Consider the following 18,999-nt stretch of genomic DNA (forward strand, 5'->3'; position numbering starts at 1 on the left):
GAAAATATTTATAGCGATGCAAACAGTCTGTTGTTATTTCAAGTGTTGATCGTATAAGCTCCGCCTATAAAAAATGCCCCGCGAGTTGATACTCACGGGGCATTTTCATTTTACGGTACTAATTAATTATTACCGAACATTTCCTTCACCCAATCTGGTGCGTCTTCTTGGGCCGGTTGAGCGTTGTTATTTAAATCCCAAACTGGCTCTTGCTGTGCGGATGATTGGCATAATGCGTCTGGCGCCTCAGTCCAAATCGGCAATACGCGTCCGCCACCAAAGTCTGAACAGTTAAATTGACCATCAGGCATCACTTTCATATCCACAATCCCTTCAGGCTGACGATTAATCAACGCCAATGGTGTTTGATTATCCAAATAACGCTGATACACACGCAATGCACCGGTAGAGCCCGTTAACTGTGTTGGCCCATTATTATCACGACCAATCCAGACAATGGCGATTTCTTTACCATCAATACCTGCATACCAGCTATCACGCAAGTCATTGGTTGTTCCCGTTTTACCCGCTAAATTATATTTGCCATATTTCTTCAGCAGTACTCGCCCAGTACCTTGTTGCACCACTTGCTGCATACCATAGAGCGTTAAATAAGCCGCTTGTGACGGTATTGCACGCTCAGCGGATGGATAGCTTTGATAAATTTCAGTGCCATCGCCATCAATAACAGAGCGTAATGCAGAAAGTTTAGCGCGGTTACCATTACCACCAATGGTTTGGTAGATTTGCGCCACTTCAGCCGGTGTTAAGTTAACCGCACCGAGTAGCATTGCGGGAACTTTTTCCATCGCACTCGCTGGCGCACCTAGGCGCACAAAGATATTAACTATCTGATCCAGCCCAACTTCTAGCCCTAAGTTTACCGTTGGGATATTCTGTGATTTCGCTAATGCATCAACCAACATCATTCCCCCTGTAAAATTGCGGCTATAGTTTCTTGGCCTCCAGACTTGATTCCCCACCTTAACGGATAATGGTTCATCTTTTAGCCATGTATTCAGGCGGAAACGATCAGGCTCATTCAATGCCGCTAAATAAACCGGTGGCTTCGCCAATGAACCAATATTACGACGCGCATTGAGCGCACGGTTGAAACCGGAATATTGTGGCTGTGAGCCACCTACCATCGCTCTAACTTCACCGTTAATGCGGTCAACCACGACCATCGCCCCTTCAATATCATTCAGTTTGCGATCTGCTCGTAGCTGAGCCACACCTGATTCCACCGCATTTTCAGCCGCAGTTTGTGCTACGGGGTCAAGAGTCGTAAAGATTTTTGCGCCAGAAAGCTCTTTAACTTTATCGCCCAGTTTTTCATTTAATTCCTGACGAACCATCTGCATAAAAGCAGGCTGAGAGGCGACAAGCCCTTCTCTTGGTTTTACTCCTAAAGGACGCGCGCTAAGCACTTGATACATTTCATTATCGATAACATTGCGTGTTTCTAGTATTTTCAACACGATATTACGACGTTTAATCGCATTTTCTGGCTGCGTCCACGGATTATTCTTTGTGGCACCTTGAACCATTCCAACTAATAACGCTTGTTGGTCTAGGCTTAATTCATTAATAGGGCGACCAAAATAATAGAGGCTCGCTAATGGGAAGCCACGAATTTCATCGTTCCCGTTTTGCCCTAAGAACACTTCATTGAGGTACAATTCAAGGATACGGTCTTTGCTATAGTTGTAATCTAGCAAGAGCGCCATAATGGCTTCATTCGCTTTGCGCCTGAATGTCTTCTCATTCGTTAAAAATAAGTTTTTAACTAACTGTTGCGTCAGGGTACTTCCCCCTTGCACAGATTTGCCCGCAGATAAGTTAGCGACAACCGCTCGACCAATAGAGTAAAGACTCACCCCATCATGTTCATAGAAGTTACGGTCTTCGGTCTCTATCAAAATTTTCACTAGCGATTCAGGGAAGTCTGACAACGGTAAAACTAAGCGCTGTTCATTATTCGCCGACTGCATCATGGTGATCAGTTTAGGATCTAACCGGAAGAAGCCAAATGAACGACCATTTTCCATGTTTTCAATTTTAGTTAAGATCCCTTGGTCAAACACCATGCGCGCCAATATTTTCCCTTCTTTCTGATCAGGGAAATTAAATGGACGCCGTAATATTTCAATCGTATTGCCTTTAACGGAAAACTCACCTGAGCTAGTAATTTTCGTCACTTTACGGTATTGCATACCTTCCAGTAAGCGGATCATTTCAGCTTGGCTATAATCCATTCCCGGTTCAAGGTTAACCATCCGGCCATACACTGCCGCAGGTAAATCCCAAACCTTGCCATCAAGGCGTTCTTTGATTTGCTGGTTTAAATAAAAAGCATAGGCTCCAAGCAATACAGCAAAGACAATAAAAATTTTGACCAATAACCAAAACCAGCGCCATCGGCTTTTTGGCTTACGATTTTTGTTACCTTTGTTATTTTTGTTCTTCGCCATTAGCTCGTCCTCTTCATCATCGAGGTCTTGCTCATCAATATCATCGTCATCAAATAATTTTTCATCATAATCATAGTCATCACGGCGGCGGCGTGAATGAGACTGCTTTTTTTTCGTCGACGTATTCTTACGTCTACCAATAGGTTCAAAATCTTTACCGGACATGGTCGCTCCATATCACCTACATTCTTAACGTACTATCCTTGATTCTGACTTAAAATGTCAAAGCGTTCACAGAAGAAAGCTCTTAATTACATTTCATTACCTTACGCAGCAAATAATATCACTCCATCACCACGGACATCTATTAGAGCATAAAATAGCCTTGTTACGCACTTATCTTTGTCTGCACATCATTTGCATCGCTAAATTTTATCTCAAAAACTGCCAATGACATACCAACACGGCAAAAAAACAAAATAAACCCTATAAGCAATTAATAAAATAGAATATTTTTATCCGTGATACTTTACTTTCCAACTAAAAACACGCATACACGTAACACTCAATTAACCAATTAATATTTAAAGTAATTTTTAAAGTTTACTCTATTATTCCATATCAAATAGAGCGTGTAGGATCCATATCAATTTTGTCGCGCAATGAGTGGATAAAAAATGCCTGAAGCTAGCTATAACTTTTTTCTGTTACGTTATGCAGATATTTACATCGATTTACTGACAGACAGTGAAACTCATGCCATGTCTGAGACATAGCACAACAACGCAAGATAAAAACGCTCTCAGTTAGACCTTCTATCACGACCCATATCTGGATTGAGTTGCTAGCGCACTTATCCATACCAACAAAAAATTAGAAGGCTCAAATTGACTGATGATGCTTTTTCACGGCGTGTTTCGTGTATATCTCGCCTGTTTTTTCATTCGCCTCTATTTAACGCCCCTCGGTATTCATCGCTTTTTTAGTTTTATTGGTAGGTTGCGTATTAGCAGGATCATCTGGCCATAAATGTTTTGGGTAGCGACCTTTCATCTCTTTTTGTATTTCTCGATAGCTGCCCTGCCAAAAAGCCCCTAAGTCTTGGGTGATCTGTAATGGGCGCATCGCAGGTGATAACAAAGCAACCGCCACAACGACTTTGCCATGAGCAACCGTTGGGTTCGATGTCTGCCCATACATCTCCTGCATGCGGATCTCTATCATCGGGGGCTTATCTAAAGAGTAGTGAATGCTTACACGGCTCCCCGAACCCGCTAAATAGTCCGTCGGTAAAGCCTCTTTTAACCATTTTTGTTGCTCCCAATCTAAACGATGCATCAGCAGCTCCCCGACATTGATTTCTTGAAGTTGCTTACGGTGAGTTATTCCATCTAAGTAAGGCGCAAGCCAAGCTTCTAAGGAAGCCAACAAAGCCTCATCAGCCACATCTGGTAAAGTGGTATCAGCAAACCAACGTTGAGCCAATTGGCAACGGATCCGAAACTGCTGTGCAAACGGGCTCCAATTTAAACTTTCTAATCCATTTTGCCTTAGCCAATGTAACAATGCCTGTTTAATTTGTTGTCTATCAGGATGGGTTAATCTTTCAGAGCGAACAACCAATTGCCCACATTGCAACCGTCGCCAAGCAATTAAAGTGCCTTTTTGTTCATCCCACTCGACGGTTTCCTGCTGATAAAACAAATCAGGACAAGCCGCCTGCAAGCTAGCGATCTCAATAGGGGTTGCTAGACTTATTTTGGCATCTGCTGAGGTTTCAGGTTGCCAAAGTGTTGGAGCGATTAGCCACTCATTTCCTAACAACGCGTCATTTTCATCTAACGATGCCCCTAATCCACTTGCTAACTGATAGCGGCTTTGATGATCTCGACTTTTCGCGATACGGTCTGGAAAACCGCTCGCTAATAAAGTAGGTAACCACTCACTTATTAGCGAGACGTTTCTGCCAACTGCTGCTGTGACCGGATAACCACATAATAAAGTGGCACGTTTGCACCAACTCTCTGTAGGCTTATCCAAATAATAATAAATATCACTGTGAGCTTGGCGTGGAGGCTCTTCTAATATTGCCACTAATAACGCCGCTAATTTAATCACTTCATTATTTTGACTTTGCAAGGCCTTGTACAACACGGCGGCAGTGCGCACTGAACTTCCGAGTTCTGCGACTCCTCTTCCAAGCGGAGTTAGCTTACCGTGTTGATCAATCGCCCCAAGTCGACTCAGCAACTCTTTCGCTGCGGCTATTGCGGGTTGTGGTGGCAGGTTTAACCATTGAAGCTGCTCCACCGCTTGGCATCCCCACTGCAATAGGGATAACCATAACGAACTTAAATCACTGTGTAATATTTCAGCTTCACTAAATTGTGCGGCTCTTTCCGCTTGCTCTTGACTGAATAAATGCCAACAAATACCGGCTTCTAACCGTCCTGCTCGCCCAGCCCGCTGCTGCATGGACGCTTGGCTAATACGCTGTTTAACCAGTTTTGTTAGTCCAGTGCGAGGATTAAATAAGCCTACTCGTTCAAAACCGCTGTCAACAACTAAGCGAATGCCTTCAATCGTTAAGCTAGTTTCTGCAATATTGGTCGCTAAAACGACTTTACGTTTACCTTCAGGGGCAGGCTGAATGGCTTGCTGCTGCTCTTTTATTGATAGTGCCCCATACATTGGGCATAAAAGTATGTCCTCACTAACCATAGAAGCTAGCTCTGAGCGTGTTCGCTCGATTTCCCCCGCACCGGGTAGAAAAAGCAATAGCGAGCCACTTTCTTGTTGAAGTAATCGCCAAACCGCATTTGCCACCTCTTTGTGGAATAATTTATTCGCATTGATGGGGTAAAAATGCCTTTCGACAGGATAGGCACGCCCTTCGGATACGATCACGGGGGCATCAGGGAATAGAGCCACCAGCCCTTGATCATCCAATGTGGCCGACATCAACAAGATTTTTAAATCATCACGCAGTGCCTGCTGAGTATCAAGCAGTAGCGCCAAGCCTAAATCCGCTTGTAAACTGCGTTCATGAAACTCATCAAGAATGACTAAACCGACCCCTTCTAACATCGGATCATCTTGCAACATGCGAGTCAAAACCCCTTCAGTCACCACTTCGATACGTGTGTTTACACTAACTCGGCTTTCAGAGCGCATGCGCAACCCTACCGTGTTACCGATATCTTCGCCTAGCTGCTCGGCTAACCGTTTAGCGACGCTACGAGCCGCAATTCGTCTCGGCTCCAACATGATAATACGTCCGTCAATCACCCCACTTTCTAATATTAGCCGAGGTAAAACGGTTGATTTACCCGCCCCTGTAGGGGCATGTAATAACACTTGCGGAGATTGCTGTAAGGCCGTAAGTAAGGAATCACTAACGTCATAAATCGGTAACACGCGGCTGATAACTCCAATGGTATTTAACATTTTCAGGCAAAGATTGTAGCATTGCTGCTTATTTCCTGAATACTGATTGCGGAGACAATATGGAGTTTATTCCCCCGTTACAACCAGCCACACTGATCAAACGCTACAAGCGCTTTTTAGCGGATGTCGTTACACCTGACGGTGAAGTCATGACTATCCACTGTGCCAATACGGGGGCGATGACTGGCTGTGCAACGCCCGGAGATAAAATTTGGTATTCAACATCGAATAACTCAAAACGCAAGTACCCACACAGTTGGGAAGTGACACAAACGTCACAAAATCATCTAATTTGTATCAATACATTACGAGCTAATCAGATCATTGCCGAGGCGTTGGCGCAAAAAAACATTCCAGAATTATCCGAATATAGTGTAATAAAGCCTGAGATGAAATACGGTTCTGAAAATAGCCGGATTGATTTCTTTTTATCTGGAGATGGGCTACCCGATTGTTTTATCGAAGTAAAATCTGTCACGTTATTGGAAAATAACCATGGCTATTTTCCCGATGCTGTGACTGAACGCGGACAAAAGCATTTACGAGAGCTAACAACAATTGCTAAAGAAGGAAAAAAAGCCATACTGTTGTTTGCAGTTTTGCATACGGGGATCTACGAGGTCTCGGCAGCAGCCCATATTGATAAGCAATATGCCACACTTTTGAAAGAAGCTATCGAAAATGGTGTTGAAGTACTGTGTTATCAAGTAGATATCAATACGCAAAAAATGCTATTGGGTAAAAAAATTAAGTTTACACCTATCAAATAATGATAGTTTATTCGCTGCTCAAAGCGAAGACGCATGGGTTCTGGAGGCTTAAAAAGGAATAAACACGCGCGCCTTCACAGCATTACAAAACTCATTGCATGAACGATTGCCAAGAGGGCACTCTTCTGCTATTTATAGCGACCTTAATTTTTCCCCCCTTTGGGGTTTTGTGAAATTTGCGTGTGTAGGAGAAGCATTATGCAAGAAGGGCAAAAACGTAAGACATCGTCCTTAAGCATTCTCGCCATTGCTGGGGTTGAACCCTATCATGAAAAAGCTGGCGAAGAGTACATGAACGAAGCCCAGTTGGCGCATTTTAAGCTCATTCTCGAAGCATGGCGCAATCAACTCAGGGATGAAGTAGACCGGACAGTTACTCATATGCAAGATGAGGCAGCTAACTTTCCAGATCCTGTTGATCGGGCAGCCCAGGAAGAGGAATTCAGCCTTGAATTACGCAACCGGGACCGTGAACGTAAGTTGATTAAGAAAATCGAGAAAACACTGAAGAAAGTCGAAGAAGACGATTTTGGCTTCTGCGAATCTTGTGGTGTGGAAATCGGCATCCGTCGTTTGGAAGCCCGCCCTACCGCTGATTTGTGTATCGACTGTAAAACATTAGCAGAAATTCGCGAAAAGCAAATGGCTGGCTAATCACTGATTATGGAGTCCTTAACGGCGCACTAACCTTGCGCCGTTATAAGGAAATCTAGTAATGAGCACCTCCACTTCCCCCTATATTGGTCGCTTTGCACCATCTCCATCAGGTAACCTTCACTTTGGTTCACTCGTCACCGCCCTAGGTAGCTATTTGCAAGCACGCTCGCAAAAAGGTAAATGGCTGGTGCGTATTGATGATATTGATCCCCCAAGGGAAGTTCCCGGCGCGGCTGATAATATTCTAAAAACGTTAGCGCATTACGGCTTATATTGGGATGATCAGGTACTGTACCAATCAAAACGTCATGATGCCTACCGTGCTGCATTAGATGACCTTCGCCAACAAGGCAAAAGTTACTACTGCACTTGCTCACGGCAACGTATCAAAGCGTTGCAAGGGCATTACGATGGTCATTGTCGCAACCTCCATCTTCCAGACCATCAAGCGGCTATTCGATTAAAACAAACTCACCCCGTTTATCAATTTACAGATAGGCTCAGAGGCGAAATTGTGACACCAGCCAATGTCGCTGAAGAAGATATTATTATTCATCGTAAAGATGGTTTGTTTGCTTATAATTTAGTCGCTGTTGTTGATGATCATTATCAAAATGTCACTGAAGTGATGAGAGGCGCAGACCTAATCCCTACCACCTCACAGCAAATTTCGTTATATCACCACCTTTCATTGCCTGTTCCTGATTATGCCCATTTACCGCTGATCCTAAATCATGATAATAATAAGCTATCAAAGCAAAATCATGCCACAGCACTGCCGATGACGGATCCTCGCCCAGTAATATGCCATGCACTAACATTACTGAATCAACCGCCAATCCAGCACTGGCGTGATTTGAGTACCGATGAGATTTTAAAAACCGCAACGGATAAATGGCAGCTAGCGGCGATCCCATCTCATGATATTATTGACAATGCTTATGACTGAATATGACTTTTATGCGTTTAAGCATTCTCAAAGAAAGGCCAGTAAGCTATGATTAGCCGCTTATTTTGTTTAATGAATATTCGTAATGATATCGAGGTGTACTATTTTTAACCGAGTAGCAAATTTCTGCCGTAATATTTTATCGCGAAATGACAAGGACACGCGTGACGCACAGGCAGCCGGTGAAAGGCCAGTCACTTATTCTGACACTGCGACAGCTCAGTCCGTAGAACAGAACGCTAAACAAACAAAAACCACGGTTCGTCAGTCCAAACGTGCCGGTATTCAGGCAGAGAAATCAGAGACAATGACGACTGAAACAGATGAAAATATCACTGTAATTCCTCGTTCAGAGCATACTATTTCACGTAGTGATATTAGTGATAATGCACTGAAGGTACTTTATCGCTTAAATAAAAATGGCTATGAGGCCTACCTCGTTGGCGGTGGTGTACGTGACTTACTCCTTGGTAAAAAACCCAAAGATTTTGATATTACAACTAATGCAACGCCTGAGCAGATCCGCAAACTATTTCGTAACTGCCGGCTAGTCGGTCGTCGATTCCGTCTCGCCCACATTATGTTCGGGCCAGAGGTCATTGAAGTTGCCACTTTCCGCGGTCACCATGACCAAATTGAGTCGGAAGATAAAAACCGCTCCCAGCAAGCCAAAAATGGCATGTTGCTACGGGATAATATTTTCGGCTCTATCGAAGAAGACGCAATCCGCCGTGACTTTACCGTTAATAGCCTTTACTACAACATTGATGACTTCTCTGTTCGTGACTATGTGGGCGGCTTAAACGATCTTAAAGCGGGCATTATTCGCCTTATTGGTGACCCAGAGACTCGTTATCGCGAAGATCCTGTTCGCATGCTACGTGCGGTGCGTTTCGCCTGTAAATTGGATATGCGTATTGAGCCAAATACGGCGCAACCAATCCAACGTCTGGCACCGCTATTGCGCGAAATTCCTTCAGCAAGGTTATTTGAAGAGTCACTGAAACTGCTACAAGCGGGTCAAGGTTATGCAACCTATAACATGCTAAAGGAGTACCACTTATTTGAGCAACTGTTTCCGGTTATCAGTAGTCGCTTTACCAATAACAATGATTCGCCAATGGAAAAAATCATTGATCAGGTACTCAAAAATACTGACTTTAGGCTCAAAAATGATAAACGGGTTAATCCTGCATTTTTATTTGCAGTCATGTTATGGTATCCCGTTACGGAACATGCAGAAAAGCTGTCTCAAGAAGGTGGGCTTGCCTACTATGATGCTTTCGCACTGGCGATGAATGACATACTTGATGAGCAGTGCCGTTCGATTGCGATACCTAAACGTATCACCACCACCATGCGTGATATTTGGCAATTGCAATTACGCCTTCCTCGCCGCCAAGGGCGTCGCGCGAATAAATTAATGGAGCATCCAAAGTTCCGTGCTGCATTTGATTTATTAGAATTAAGGGCCAATGTTGAACGGAGAAATGAGCTTCAAGAGCTTGCTGTCTGGTGGGATGAGTATCAGCGTTCCAATAATACTAAGCAGCGTGAGATGATAGCTGAGCTAGGTAGTGCGCCAGTGCGTAAACGCCATCGCCCACGCAAGTCATCATCAAGCGCCCATAAACCAAATAAAAATCAGGGGTCATAGAATGGAGTTGGTCTATATTGTTATTGGCAGTAACCTTGGCGAGCCATTGAAACAGGCTCAACAGGCTATTGATGCGTTAAATGCGCTCCCAAACAGCCGTATAGTCAACACCTCTTCGATCTATCGTAGTAAACCGCTGGGGCCACAAGATCAAAACGATTTTCTTAATATGGCGGTTGCACTTGAAACTGAGCTTGAGCCAGAAGCGTTGCTTGATCATACACAACGCATTGAGCTGGAGCTTGGTCGAGTTCGCAAAGCTGAGCGTTGGGGCCCTAGAACGCTCGATCTCGACATTATGCTTTTCGGCAGTCATATTATTAATACCCCACGATTGACCGTACCTCATTATGGGCTAAAAGAGCGGGAATTTATGTTATACCCGCTCAATGACATTGCCCCTGATCTGATTTTTCCTGATGGCGAACCGCTATCAGAAAGGCTCACACTCGTCCCACGTAATGGCCTCACCCTTTGGGATATTACAACCTAAACAGTGAACCTCCTAAACAGGAGGGGTCGTCAGTGGGATCTTTTCCGGAGGTTATTATAATGAAACCAATTTCTCTGGCTACTCTGGGTCAGTTTAAAAAAGACAAACACAAATTTGCTACCATGACGGCTTACGATGCCAGCTTCGCTCAGCTATTTGCAGAGCAAGGTATCCAAGTCATGCTCGTCGGTGACTCCCTTGGTATGACCATACAAGGCGAATCTAGCACCCTCCCTGTTACCGTAGAGCAAATCGCTTATCACACTCGCTGTGTACGCAAAGGTGCACCAGACGCATTTATTATCGCTGACATGCCTTTTATGAGTTATGCCACCCCTGAACAAGCTTGTGCTAATGCCGCTATTCTGATGCAGGCTGGTGCAAACATGGTAAAACTTGAAGGGGGTTGCTGGCTATGCGATACCGTCAAAATGCTGTGTGAACGTTCCGTTCCCGTATGTGGGCATTTAGGGCTAACGCCACAAGCCGTCAACGTTCTTGGTGGCTATAAAGTACAAGGTCGCGATGAGGTTACCGCCAACCAACTCATGAAAGATGCCATTGCGCTAGAAAATGCGGGAATACAGCTTTTGGTTCTTGAGTGTGTTCCTACCTCACTAGCCAATAATATTACAGAAGAACTACTCCTTCCGGTTATTGGTATCGGTGCAGGCAATGGTACTGATGGGCAAATTCTCGTCATGCATGATGCATTAGGCATTACGGCCCGCCCTCCTAAGTTTGCCAAGAACTTCCTTGCACAAGCAGGCAATATTCAAGATGCAGTTAAACTGTATATTCAAGAAGTTGAAGCAGGGATCTACCCTAGTGAAGATCATTCTTTTGAATAATTTTATTACGGCTCAATAATAAGGAATTCACCTATGCTTATCGTCGAAACATCTCCCATTCTTCGCCGTGAGATCCGCCGCTGGAAGCTAGAAGGTAAACGTATCGCTCTTGTACCAACCATGGGCAACCTGCATGATGGACATTTAGCTTTAATTGATGAAGCGAAACAACAAGCTGATATTGTAATTGTCAGCATTTTCGTTAACCCTATGCAGTTTGATCGCCAATCCGATTTAGCCAATTACCCTCGAACCTTGCAAGAGGATTGTGAAAAGCTGAAACGTCGCGATATCAATCTCGTTTTTGCCCCTTCTGTGAAAGATGTTTACCCTGAAGGAATGGCGCAACAAACCTTTGTTGAAGTGCCTGAATTGTCATCAATACTTGAAGGTGCGAGTCGCCCTGGGCATTTTCGCGGTGTATCAACAGTCGTTACCAAACTGTTTAATTTAGTCCAACCTGATTTAGCGTTTTTTGGTGAAAAAGATTTCCAGCAATTACAGCTAATTCGCAAAATGGTGAGTGACCTTTCTTTTGATATACAAATTGTCTCTGTGCCTACCGTCAGAGCGAAAAATGGGCTTGCATTGAGTTCAAGAAATAACAATCTATCAGCAAGTGAACTCAAAATAGCACCACAACTATATAGCATTATGCAACAGGCGGCAGAGAAGCTAATTGCAGCCCCTGACAACGTTGAAGCGATTATCCAAGAAATCGATGATTCGCTTCGCCAAGCAGGTTTTACCCCTGATGAGCTATTTATTCGTGATGCCGAAACCCTTGCTCCATTGAGCAATATAAGTCAAAAAGCGGTCATCTTAATGGCAGCTTGGTTAGGGCAAACCCGTTTGATTGATAATTTACAGGTTGACCTACCCACAGTTTCAGCTTAAAAAAACAAGCAAACACAGCATGACGATTAAAAATGGTAGACAATAATTATGTTTAGAAAAATGTTACAAGGTAAATTACATCGGGTTAAGGTCACACAAGCCGACCTTCATTACGAAGGCTCTTGTGCTATTGATCAGGATTTTATGGATGCCGCAGGGATCCTCGAATACGAAGCCATTGATATTTACAACGTCGATAATGGAGAACGTTTTTCTACTTATGCAATTGCAGGTGAAAGAGGTTCTAAAATTATTTCAGTCAATGGTGCCGCTGCACGTCGTGCTGCTGTTGGCGATAGATTGATTATCTGCTCATACGTTGATATCAAAGATGAAGATGCTCGTCACCATAAACCCAAAGTCGCTTACTTTGACGGTGACAATATTATGAGCCGTGTTGCCAAAGCAGTTCCTGTACAAGTCGCTTAACGCTATATCCCCCCAACGGCAGTTAGCTTGTTGGGGGTTACTTAGCTTCCTTTTTTAGCCAAGCAAGAAAATACAGCTTTCATTTCGTTATTTGATCTTTTTCTATAACATTAAAAATTATTATATTAATCTCAGTAATACCTCTAGAAAATATCATTTAAATCACCATAGCTAATAAAAAAGATAATTATTTAACATCCCAATTTATATTAGATTGAAAAAAACATCACATAAAGGGGATGCTATGAATGATAATAGAAACAAGAAGACTTTTGGACTGTTATATACTCTAAAGATCCAATTTCAAAATATGCCTTCGTTTTCCAGTGGCTTTATTTATGCAAATAAAAAAAATCAAATCGAAATATTGATTACTGTTGATGCTATTAGTGAAGATGGAGAGCCTTATTTTAATAATGAACGAGAAGTGCAAGATGCCACTTATCTGTGTTCATTTTTTGATGGTAAACCCTTAAATCAAAATTGGCAAATTTCGAATGAAAAAGGGCCATTTTGTAAAGCAGTTAAGTATGACACAACTCTATCAAGGCGGGAGCCACCAACCCTACGAACGATAACCCGCTCGACATTTCAAATATCCAAGTTTATTTCATCCGACATTGTTAACCCCGCCTTAGAAATCGCAGTAGGAATTAATATTCCTGGTATAGGCAATTTTGACACCTCAATGAATGGAACGCCTACTTTAAATTCAGGCTCTGTCTTTAAATCACCTAGCCGAATTTCAGTAAGCAGGATATCCCCTATCGATTATACAGATAATAGAAATGTTATGGTGATTGATAAAGGTTGGAAATATATCATGACCGATGCATTATTCCGCAATGGTAGCAATCGGCACTCCAGCTCTTATCGGAATTATGCAGCCATTATTCGCTATAAAAAAATATCTATTATTACAGCCAACAAATATAACATTATCGAAAAAAGGGTCTCTCCTACATTGCCTTATAGTGCTCCTTATAAAGATTGGTTTTATGGTACGACCATGCCCCATGCAATGAATTATGCCACCGATGATCAGGCACTCGGTGCATACTTAACGAGTTGGTTTATTGAGACTCGAGATAGAGTCGGCTATTTTCACGCAATTAACGAAGGTTGGACAGAGCTAACCCACAAGAAAAAGCCGCCACTCTATTTTACAAGCATGAGAAATGGTGAATTTAATAAAAAAAATACGTTTTCTGTGTGGCCACAATTTAGCAACGATATGCCTAAACTTGCCCGCTTTTCAAATAATAATCAAAATAGTATCACCCTTGTTTGCCATCAAATCAATTTAGTGGATCACATTCCTCTCTATCTCGGTGCTGAATGCCGTGCTCAATCAAACACATCCTTAGCAAGCCATGTTGAAATTGTTGATGAGTTTGGCAATGAAGGCATCATGACTATTGAGTATCGCCATAATATTGATGGGGAAATTACTGTTTAAATCCGTTTTGTTAAAAGTGGCACTATTGATCTTTTAGCTTAAAATATTTGGAGCCAAAATGCTTAACTCACCCCCAGCTAAAAAATTCAAACAAATCAACCATCTTAGCATTCATTTTAAAGATAATCCGACTAATATTCATTCGGTTATTTATGCAAATGGATATAATCAAGTTGAGGTTATTGTTACTGCTGAAATCTTAGATGAAAATAATGACGCTTTTTTTGAAAATGAAAAAGAATTTAGAGACTGTATCTATTTTTGTTCCTTTTCAGATCAACAACTACTCGGTGATGAATGGATAATCTCTGAACATCGGGGAGACTATTGTAAAGCCGTACAGAATGAGATTACTCACATAAAAAATGCATCTATAGAGGCCATAAAAAGCATAAAAAGGATCAGTGCCTCATATTACTTCTCACTGAAAGAGATCAATCCCGGACATGAAATTGCAGTCGGGGTGAGAATCGATGGTGAAGGTTTATTCAATACCTCACAAAATGGCACTTTAAATCATAAAGGAGAAATTATTTTTATTGCGCCTAAGCGGGTTATCATTCAAGGAATTAAAAAAATTGATTATGATAATAATGAAAACATCACTATAACAGATAACGATTGGCAGGAAATCTCAAAAAATATTTCATTTCATATCAGTAAAGGGGCGATACTGGGGAATTATGAGCATAATTACGGGGTCATAAGACGTAAAACATTTAAAATTACAACACATAATAAATATAAATTAAAGTATAAATCTCCTGTATATAGCTTACAGCATATCCCTAAAATTAAAGATTGGTACCATAATCACGTGATGCCCCATGCAATAAAGATCGTTGGAGGGCCTTATTATAGCGGAATTTATGTTAATAGCTGGTTTATAGAGCCTAATAATATAGAGATTGGCTATTCCAATATATTAAATAAAGGGCTAAATAGGATTATAAAAGATATCCGCCAATCTCTTTATTGTACTGAGGAAAAAGATGGCCGATTTGTAGGCGATACAACTTATGCGATTTGGCCTCGGCTGGAAGGAAATCTCGGTCCTCTTTGGTCAAAAACCACCTTAGATAAACACGCCATCACTATCGTCTGTCATCAAATGTATCTTAGAGATAAGAAACTCTATTATTGGGGATATTATTGCCCTGCCCCCTATCATGTGGCCGACCCTCTGCAAATTTTTATTATCGATGAGTATGGTAATAGGGGGAATATTAATATTGTATTTGAAGAGGATATGTATGGTACTGTCAGCGTTTAAATAACCACTTTAAGAAAAACGAGTCTTTATTATTTTCGTGCAACCGATTTTTATCATGACATTATAGCCAATAGATAGGCGGGGTATTTTGTTTATTCATCATTGTAGGGGATGATCTGCTCATCCCCTTTTGCTATCGTTTAGTTAAATTGCAAAACAAATTGTGCCGTCGCTTCTGCTTTCCCTGCTTTGACAGAATTACCATAACGGTAATATTCCGCTTTCAGGGGGACACGCGTTTCACCTTTTTCTAAATCAGCTAATTTAACAAACTCCTGATTAACTAATACGTTATCATTATTTAATGGTGATTTTACAACAAACCCAATACCACTGGCATTATTACCTTGCCCTTCATTATCGATTTTAATCACTGCATCTTTGCCATTATAACTCGCTGTATTGTTTGCAATGAGCTTGATCTTCGCTGAAACATTCCCCGTACAGACGATATTAATATGTTCCTCAACAGATGACGGCGTTGTCGGGAACCCTACGGATGGGAATGCCGTGGTCGGTACCCGAGGTAACGTAAATGACAAATCGGTATTTTTAGCTTCACAAGATGTCGGCGCGCTTGTCACTTTTCCTTTTAGTCGATAAGTATAACCAACTTTTGTCGAGCCACCACCTGGGTCAAACCGTTTAATGAGTATCGCCCCAATCACCGAATTATCAAAGGATGTTGCCGTCGGGTTATCTTTACCGGCATAAAAAATAACCGTTGCATCTATAGGCATAAGTGCACCTTCAGGAACAGGCAACACTTGTCCTGGACGATTTGTAAAAGGCAATCCTGATTTACTTTCAATTAAGACATAGACGATATTTACGGGGCCACCAGCATGCACATGGTAAGCGGGCTTCCCATCAATTTCGCCATAATATCTCGCTATAATGCCGCTGCCTTCACCGTATGTTGCATAAGCATAGACTTGTGAGTCAGGCCCACACTGCGCGACACCACCTCGTCCACTCTCTCGCACAAATGTATAACGAGCAATCTCGTCGTTCTTTTTGATCGCACCACTTAATTTAATGTCCACCATTGCGCGCATTGCAGAGTGATTTTGACCATCCCCTCCTTCAACACAATTCTGAGCCGCAATACTGCTATTTATCCCAGAGAACATTAACACCACGCTGAACGCTGCTGCATAGCCCCAATTAATCTGTTTTCTCATTATTCTTACTCCTTTCAGCGGCATTCTGAATTCAGGATATAAAGCCCATTTGTTGGCATGGTATTTTCGATGTTGTAATCCACATCACAGGATTCATTAGCACCCTCATTTTTCCAATTAACTTTAATGCGTCCTTTAGGCTTATCTGCAACTAAATACAAGGTATTAAAGTTAGAAACGAGATGAGTCGCTTCATCTTCTGTAACAGCTTTTGCACCTACCGGTAATTCTTTATTCGTTGGATGCTGTAACTTAAATAATAACTTGTAGCCTTTTTTAGCGTCGAAATCAGCCAGTATCAAAGCGCCCTTTGTTGGGATAACATTATTAATAATGTTATTTTCAATTTCGGTATCTTGTGGGATAGTTTTTGTATCAATCGCCAGTGTATTTTTACGATATGGCGCCATCCCCGGAACAATCGCTAAACCGTAAGCGTTAGTTTCAACTGACTGCCCATTAATAATACCGACACCTTGTGTCCCTTTGGTAAGAATCAATGCGCTTGTATCTTGCATTGAAGGTGCTAATACCACACCGTATTGAGTGCCAACAAATGCACCACTAATACCGTAATTAAAGTTTTTATGGCTATCGTTATAAGCGTACCCTGCATTAACGACTGCATAAGGGGAGCGATAAGAGCTACTTAATCCCCCTGAATAGCCCATACCTTTATTACCGTAGCCTTGATAAATATCCCACGTTCCACGATATAATTCGCCATAGCTGCCACTTAAACGTGCTGTTTGTGAAGTACGATGCTGGTCATCCGTTGATATGCCATAATTCACACTCATTGTGTTATTTAACACATCGAACGGAATACTGACATTTAAACTCAAATTGTATGAACGGCTGTTATCATTTTCAAATTGTCTACCTTTTGAATAGGTGTAATAGACACTGTAATGAACCTTATCGATATTACTGTTAAAACCAACATTATAAGATTGTTGTTTATGACCACTTGAATACTCATAAACAACACTATTTAAGTTAATCGAGCTTGAGCTATCGAGTATTGGTTGAGAAAGAGATACGGTGTATTCATTTTTTAGTTTTTCATAGCTGCCACGGTATTTTTCCTCATAAGAGAATGCGTCATCTATATTCATAAAATCAGCATCAAAATGACGGAAACCCGCTAAAGCTAAGCTCGTATTCGTTGTCTCAATATGTTTTGAGTAATTGACTCTAAATGCATTACCACTCAACGTAGATTGATTATCAACATCAGTACGAGAGTGCACAACATCCGTTGTAATTGCGCCAACCTCACCTAAGTTAAACCCTGTACCGATTGCATAGGATTGGTATTTTTTAGCGTAGAGTGCACCACCAAAAACGGTCACAAAGTCTGTTAATCCATAATAGATTTCAGCTTCATTCACATAACGGCCATCACCGTTATTATTCCCATCATATTCACCACTAGAGAAACTGTATTTAATACTGCCTTTTCGCTCTAAAAAAGCAATTGATGAGAAAGGAACAATAAAGTTAACTTCATTACCATTTGCTTCTTCTACTGTGACATATAGATTGCCACCATTACTCATTGGATAGTAATCTGTAATTTCAAATGGCCCAGCAGGCACACTTTTCTTATAGATAACTTGATCATTTTGTACAATAGTCACGATAGATTCAGAATTAGCGATACCATTTACGCTTGGCGCATAACTCGTTAAGTTATAAGGTTCCATTTGCCTATCTGATGCTAATTTAACCCCTTTAAATTTAAAAGAATCAAATAATTGCGAGCTTGTATATAAGTCCCCTAGTGTTAGCTCACTTTTTATTATATTAATGTTTCTTGATAAGGTGTTGCTAATATTATTCCATTTATTCTTATCGTGCCGATTGTTGGCCCATGTGGAATAATTACGATAACGCCATGAGCCTATGTTAATTTTCGTCTGAATATTACCATAATAGTTATCATCGACTTTACCGCCTTCATAGGTGTTAAAAGCTGAAAAAGAGTAATTTAAAAATACAGCAGGAATGCCATCATCCCACTGTGCTTCTTCAGCTTTTCTTATGCGCTGCTGATTAATCATTGATTGCGGAACAGTCATTGAATACACTTTAGTATTTAAATCAAGTGACTGTGTCATATACTCAATATCATTAATATTGAAGCATTCTTGATCACCTTTTAAGGTCTTATGAAAATCTATACCAAAACTTTCCCAATCCGCAAAACTAAAACAAGGTGTAAGTTGTTCTCCACCATCTGCCCGAGGCATCATCACAAAGCTAATTTCTTTATTAAGAATTAAATTATTATTAATGAAAAACCTGACATGATATTTCCCTGGTGCTATATCATTTTCCCTAAACACATCCAGATCTTCATTAGTCAATTGCGTATCTGTACCTGCAATATTTAACAAGCTAGGTGGATAATAATCAGCAGCCCGCATTTCAAATGACAATGAAGCGAATACAATAGCCATAAACAGAGGTGAATATGGATACTTTTTATGATAAAGACGATTCATAGGCCTTTA

Annotated in this window: 14 protein-coding genes; 10 read left to right on the top strand and 4 right to left on the bottom strand. The window is 41.5% G+C overall.

Translation table 11 applies throughout. The annotated features are described in order from the left end of the window. Positions 1-122 precede the first annotated feature (122 nt). Together mrcB and hrpB are read right to left on the bottom strand one after the other, a co-directional pair. Positions 123-2,639, bottom strand: coding sequence for a bifunctional glycosyl transferase/transpeptidase (mrcB, locus tag PR699_RS06250; protein ID WP_036941313.1), 2,517 nt, complete (start codon positions 2,637-2,639; stop codon positions 123-125). A 729-nt stretch (positions 2,640-3,368) separates the two neighbouring features. Continuing rightward, positions 3,369-5,861, bottom strand: coding sequence for an ATP-dependent helicase HrpB (gene hrpB, locus PR699_RS06255; protein ID WP_014656569.1), 2,493 nt, complete (start codon positions 5,859-5,861; stop codon positions 3,369-3,371). Positions 5,862-5,920: 59 nt separating this feature from the next. On the opposite strand from hrpB, the gene sfsA reads away from it, so the two are divergent. From sfsA to PR699_RS06305, 10 genes are all read left to right on the top strand, one after another. Beyond that, positions 5,921-6,631, top strand: coding sequence for a DNA/RNA nuclease SfsA (gene sfsA / locus PR699_RS06260; protein WP_036941316.1), 711 nt, complete (start codon positions 5,921-5,923; stop codon positions 6,629-6,631). A 198-nt stretch (positions 6,632-6,829) separates the two neighbouring features. Continuing rightward, entirely contained in the window at positions 6,830-7,285 is a 456-nt protein-coding gene (gene dksA, locus PR699_RS06265; RefSeq protein WP_004922522.1) for an RNA polymerase-binding protein DksA, read from the top strand. A 61-nt stretch (positions 7,286-7,346) separates the two neighbouring features. Further along, on the top strand, positions 7,347-8,237 hold the full coding sequence (gene gluQRS, locus PR699_RS06270) for a tRNA glutamyl-Q(34) synthetase GluQRS (RefSeq protein WP_004922525.1): 891 nt from the start codon (positions 7,347-7,349) through the stop codon (positions 8,235-8,237). 85 nt (positions 8,238-8,322) lie between these two features. Then, positions 8,323-9,894 (top strand): polynucleotide adenylyltransferase PcnB, encoded by a 1,572-nt coding sequence (pcnB, locus tag PR699_RS06275; RefSeq protein WP_004922527.1) that lies wholly within the window; start codon positions 8,323-8,325, stop codon positions 9,892-9,894. Between the two features lies 1 nt (position 9,895). After that, the gene (folK, locus tag PR699_RS06280) at positions 9,896-10,387 is read left to right on the top strand and encodes a 2-amino-4-hydroxy-6-hydroxymethyldihydropteridine diphosphokinase (RefSeq protein ID WP_014656571.1); all 492 of its coding nucleotides are present in this window, start codon (positions 9,896-9,898) and stop codon (positions 10,385-10,387) included. A 59-nt stretch (positions 10,388-10,446) separates the two neighbouring features. Next, positions 10,447-11,238 (top strand): 3-methyl-2-oxobutanoate hydroxymethyltransferase, encoded by a 792-nt coding sequence (panB, locus tag PR699_RS06285; protein ID WP_014656572.1) that lies wholly within the window; start codon positions 10,447-10,449, stop codon positions 11,236-11,238. A 33-nt stretch (positions 11,239-11,271) separates the two neighbouring features. Beyond that, positions 11,272-12,135 carry a pantoate--beta-alanine ligase gene (gene panC / locus PR699_RS06290; RefSeq protein WP_004922538.1) on the top strand — a complete coding sequence of 288 codons (864 nt, stop codon included), beginning with the start codon at positions 11,272-11,274 and terminating at the stop codon, positions 12,133-12,135. Between the two features lie 48 nt (positions 12,136-12,183). After that, positions 12,184-12,564 (top strand): aspartate 1-decarboxylase, encoded by a 381-nt coding sequence (gene panD, locus PR699_RS06295; protein ID WP_004922542.1) that lies wholly within the window; start codon positions 12,184-12,186, stop codon positions 12,562-12,564. 244 nt (positions 12,565-12,808) lie between these two features. Further along, complete coding sequence (locus tag PR699_RS06300; RefSeq protein WP_004922546.1) at positions 12,809-14,023, top strand: hypothetical protein; 1,215 nt, start codon at positions 12,809-12,811, stop codon at positions 14,021-14,023. A 58-nt stretch (positions 14,024-14,081) separates the two neighbouring features. After that, complete coding sequence (locus PR699_RS06305) at positions 14,082-15,296, top strand: hypothetical protein (protein WP_014656574.1); 1,215 nt, start codon at positions 14,082-14,084, stop codon at positions 15,294-15,296. Positions 15,297-15,436: 140 nt separating this feature from the next. Here PR699_RS06305 and PR699_RS06310 read toward each other — a convergent pair whose 3' ends face one another. Together PR699_RS06310 and PR699_RS06315 are read right to left on the bottom strand one after the other, a co-directional pair. After that, complete coding sequence (locus tag PR699_RS06310; RefSeq protein ID WP_014656575.1) at positions 15,437-16,480, bottom strand: fimbrial protein; 1,044 nt, start codon at positions 16,478-16,480, stop codon at positions 15,437-15,439. Between the two features lie 14 nt (positions 16,481-16,494). Beyond that, positions 16,495-18,990, bottom strand: coding sequence for a fimbria/pilus outer membrane usher protein (locus PR699_RS06315; protein ID WP_036941326.1), 2,496 nt, complete (start codon positions 18,988-18,990; stop codon positions 16,495-16,497). Between the last annotated feature and the right edge of the window lie 9 nt (positions 18,991-18,999).

The sequence above is a fragment of the Providencia sp. PROV268 genome (assembly GCF_028477805.1).
Classification (GTDB): Bacteria; Pseudomonadota; Gammaproteobacteria; order Enterobacterales; family Enterobacteriaceae; genus Providencia; species Providencia stuartii.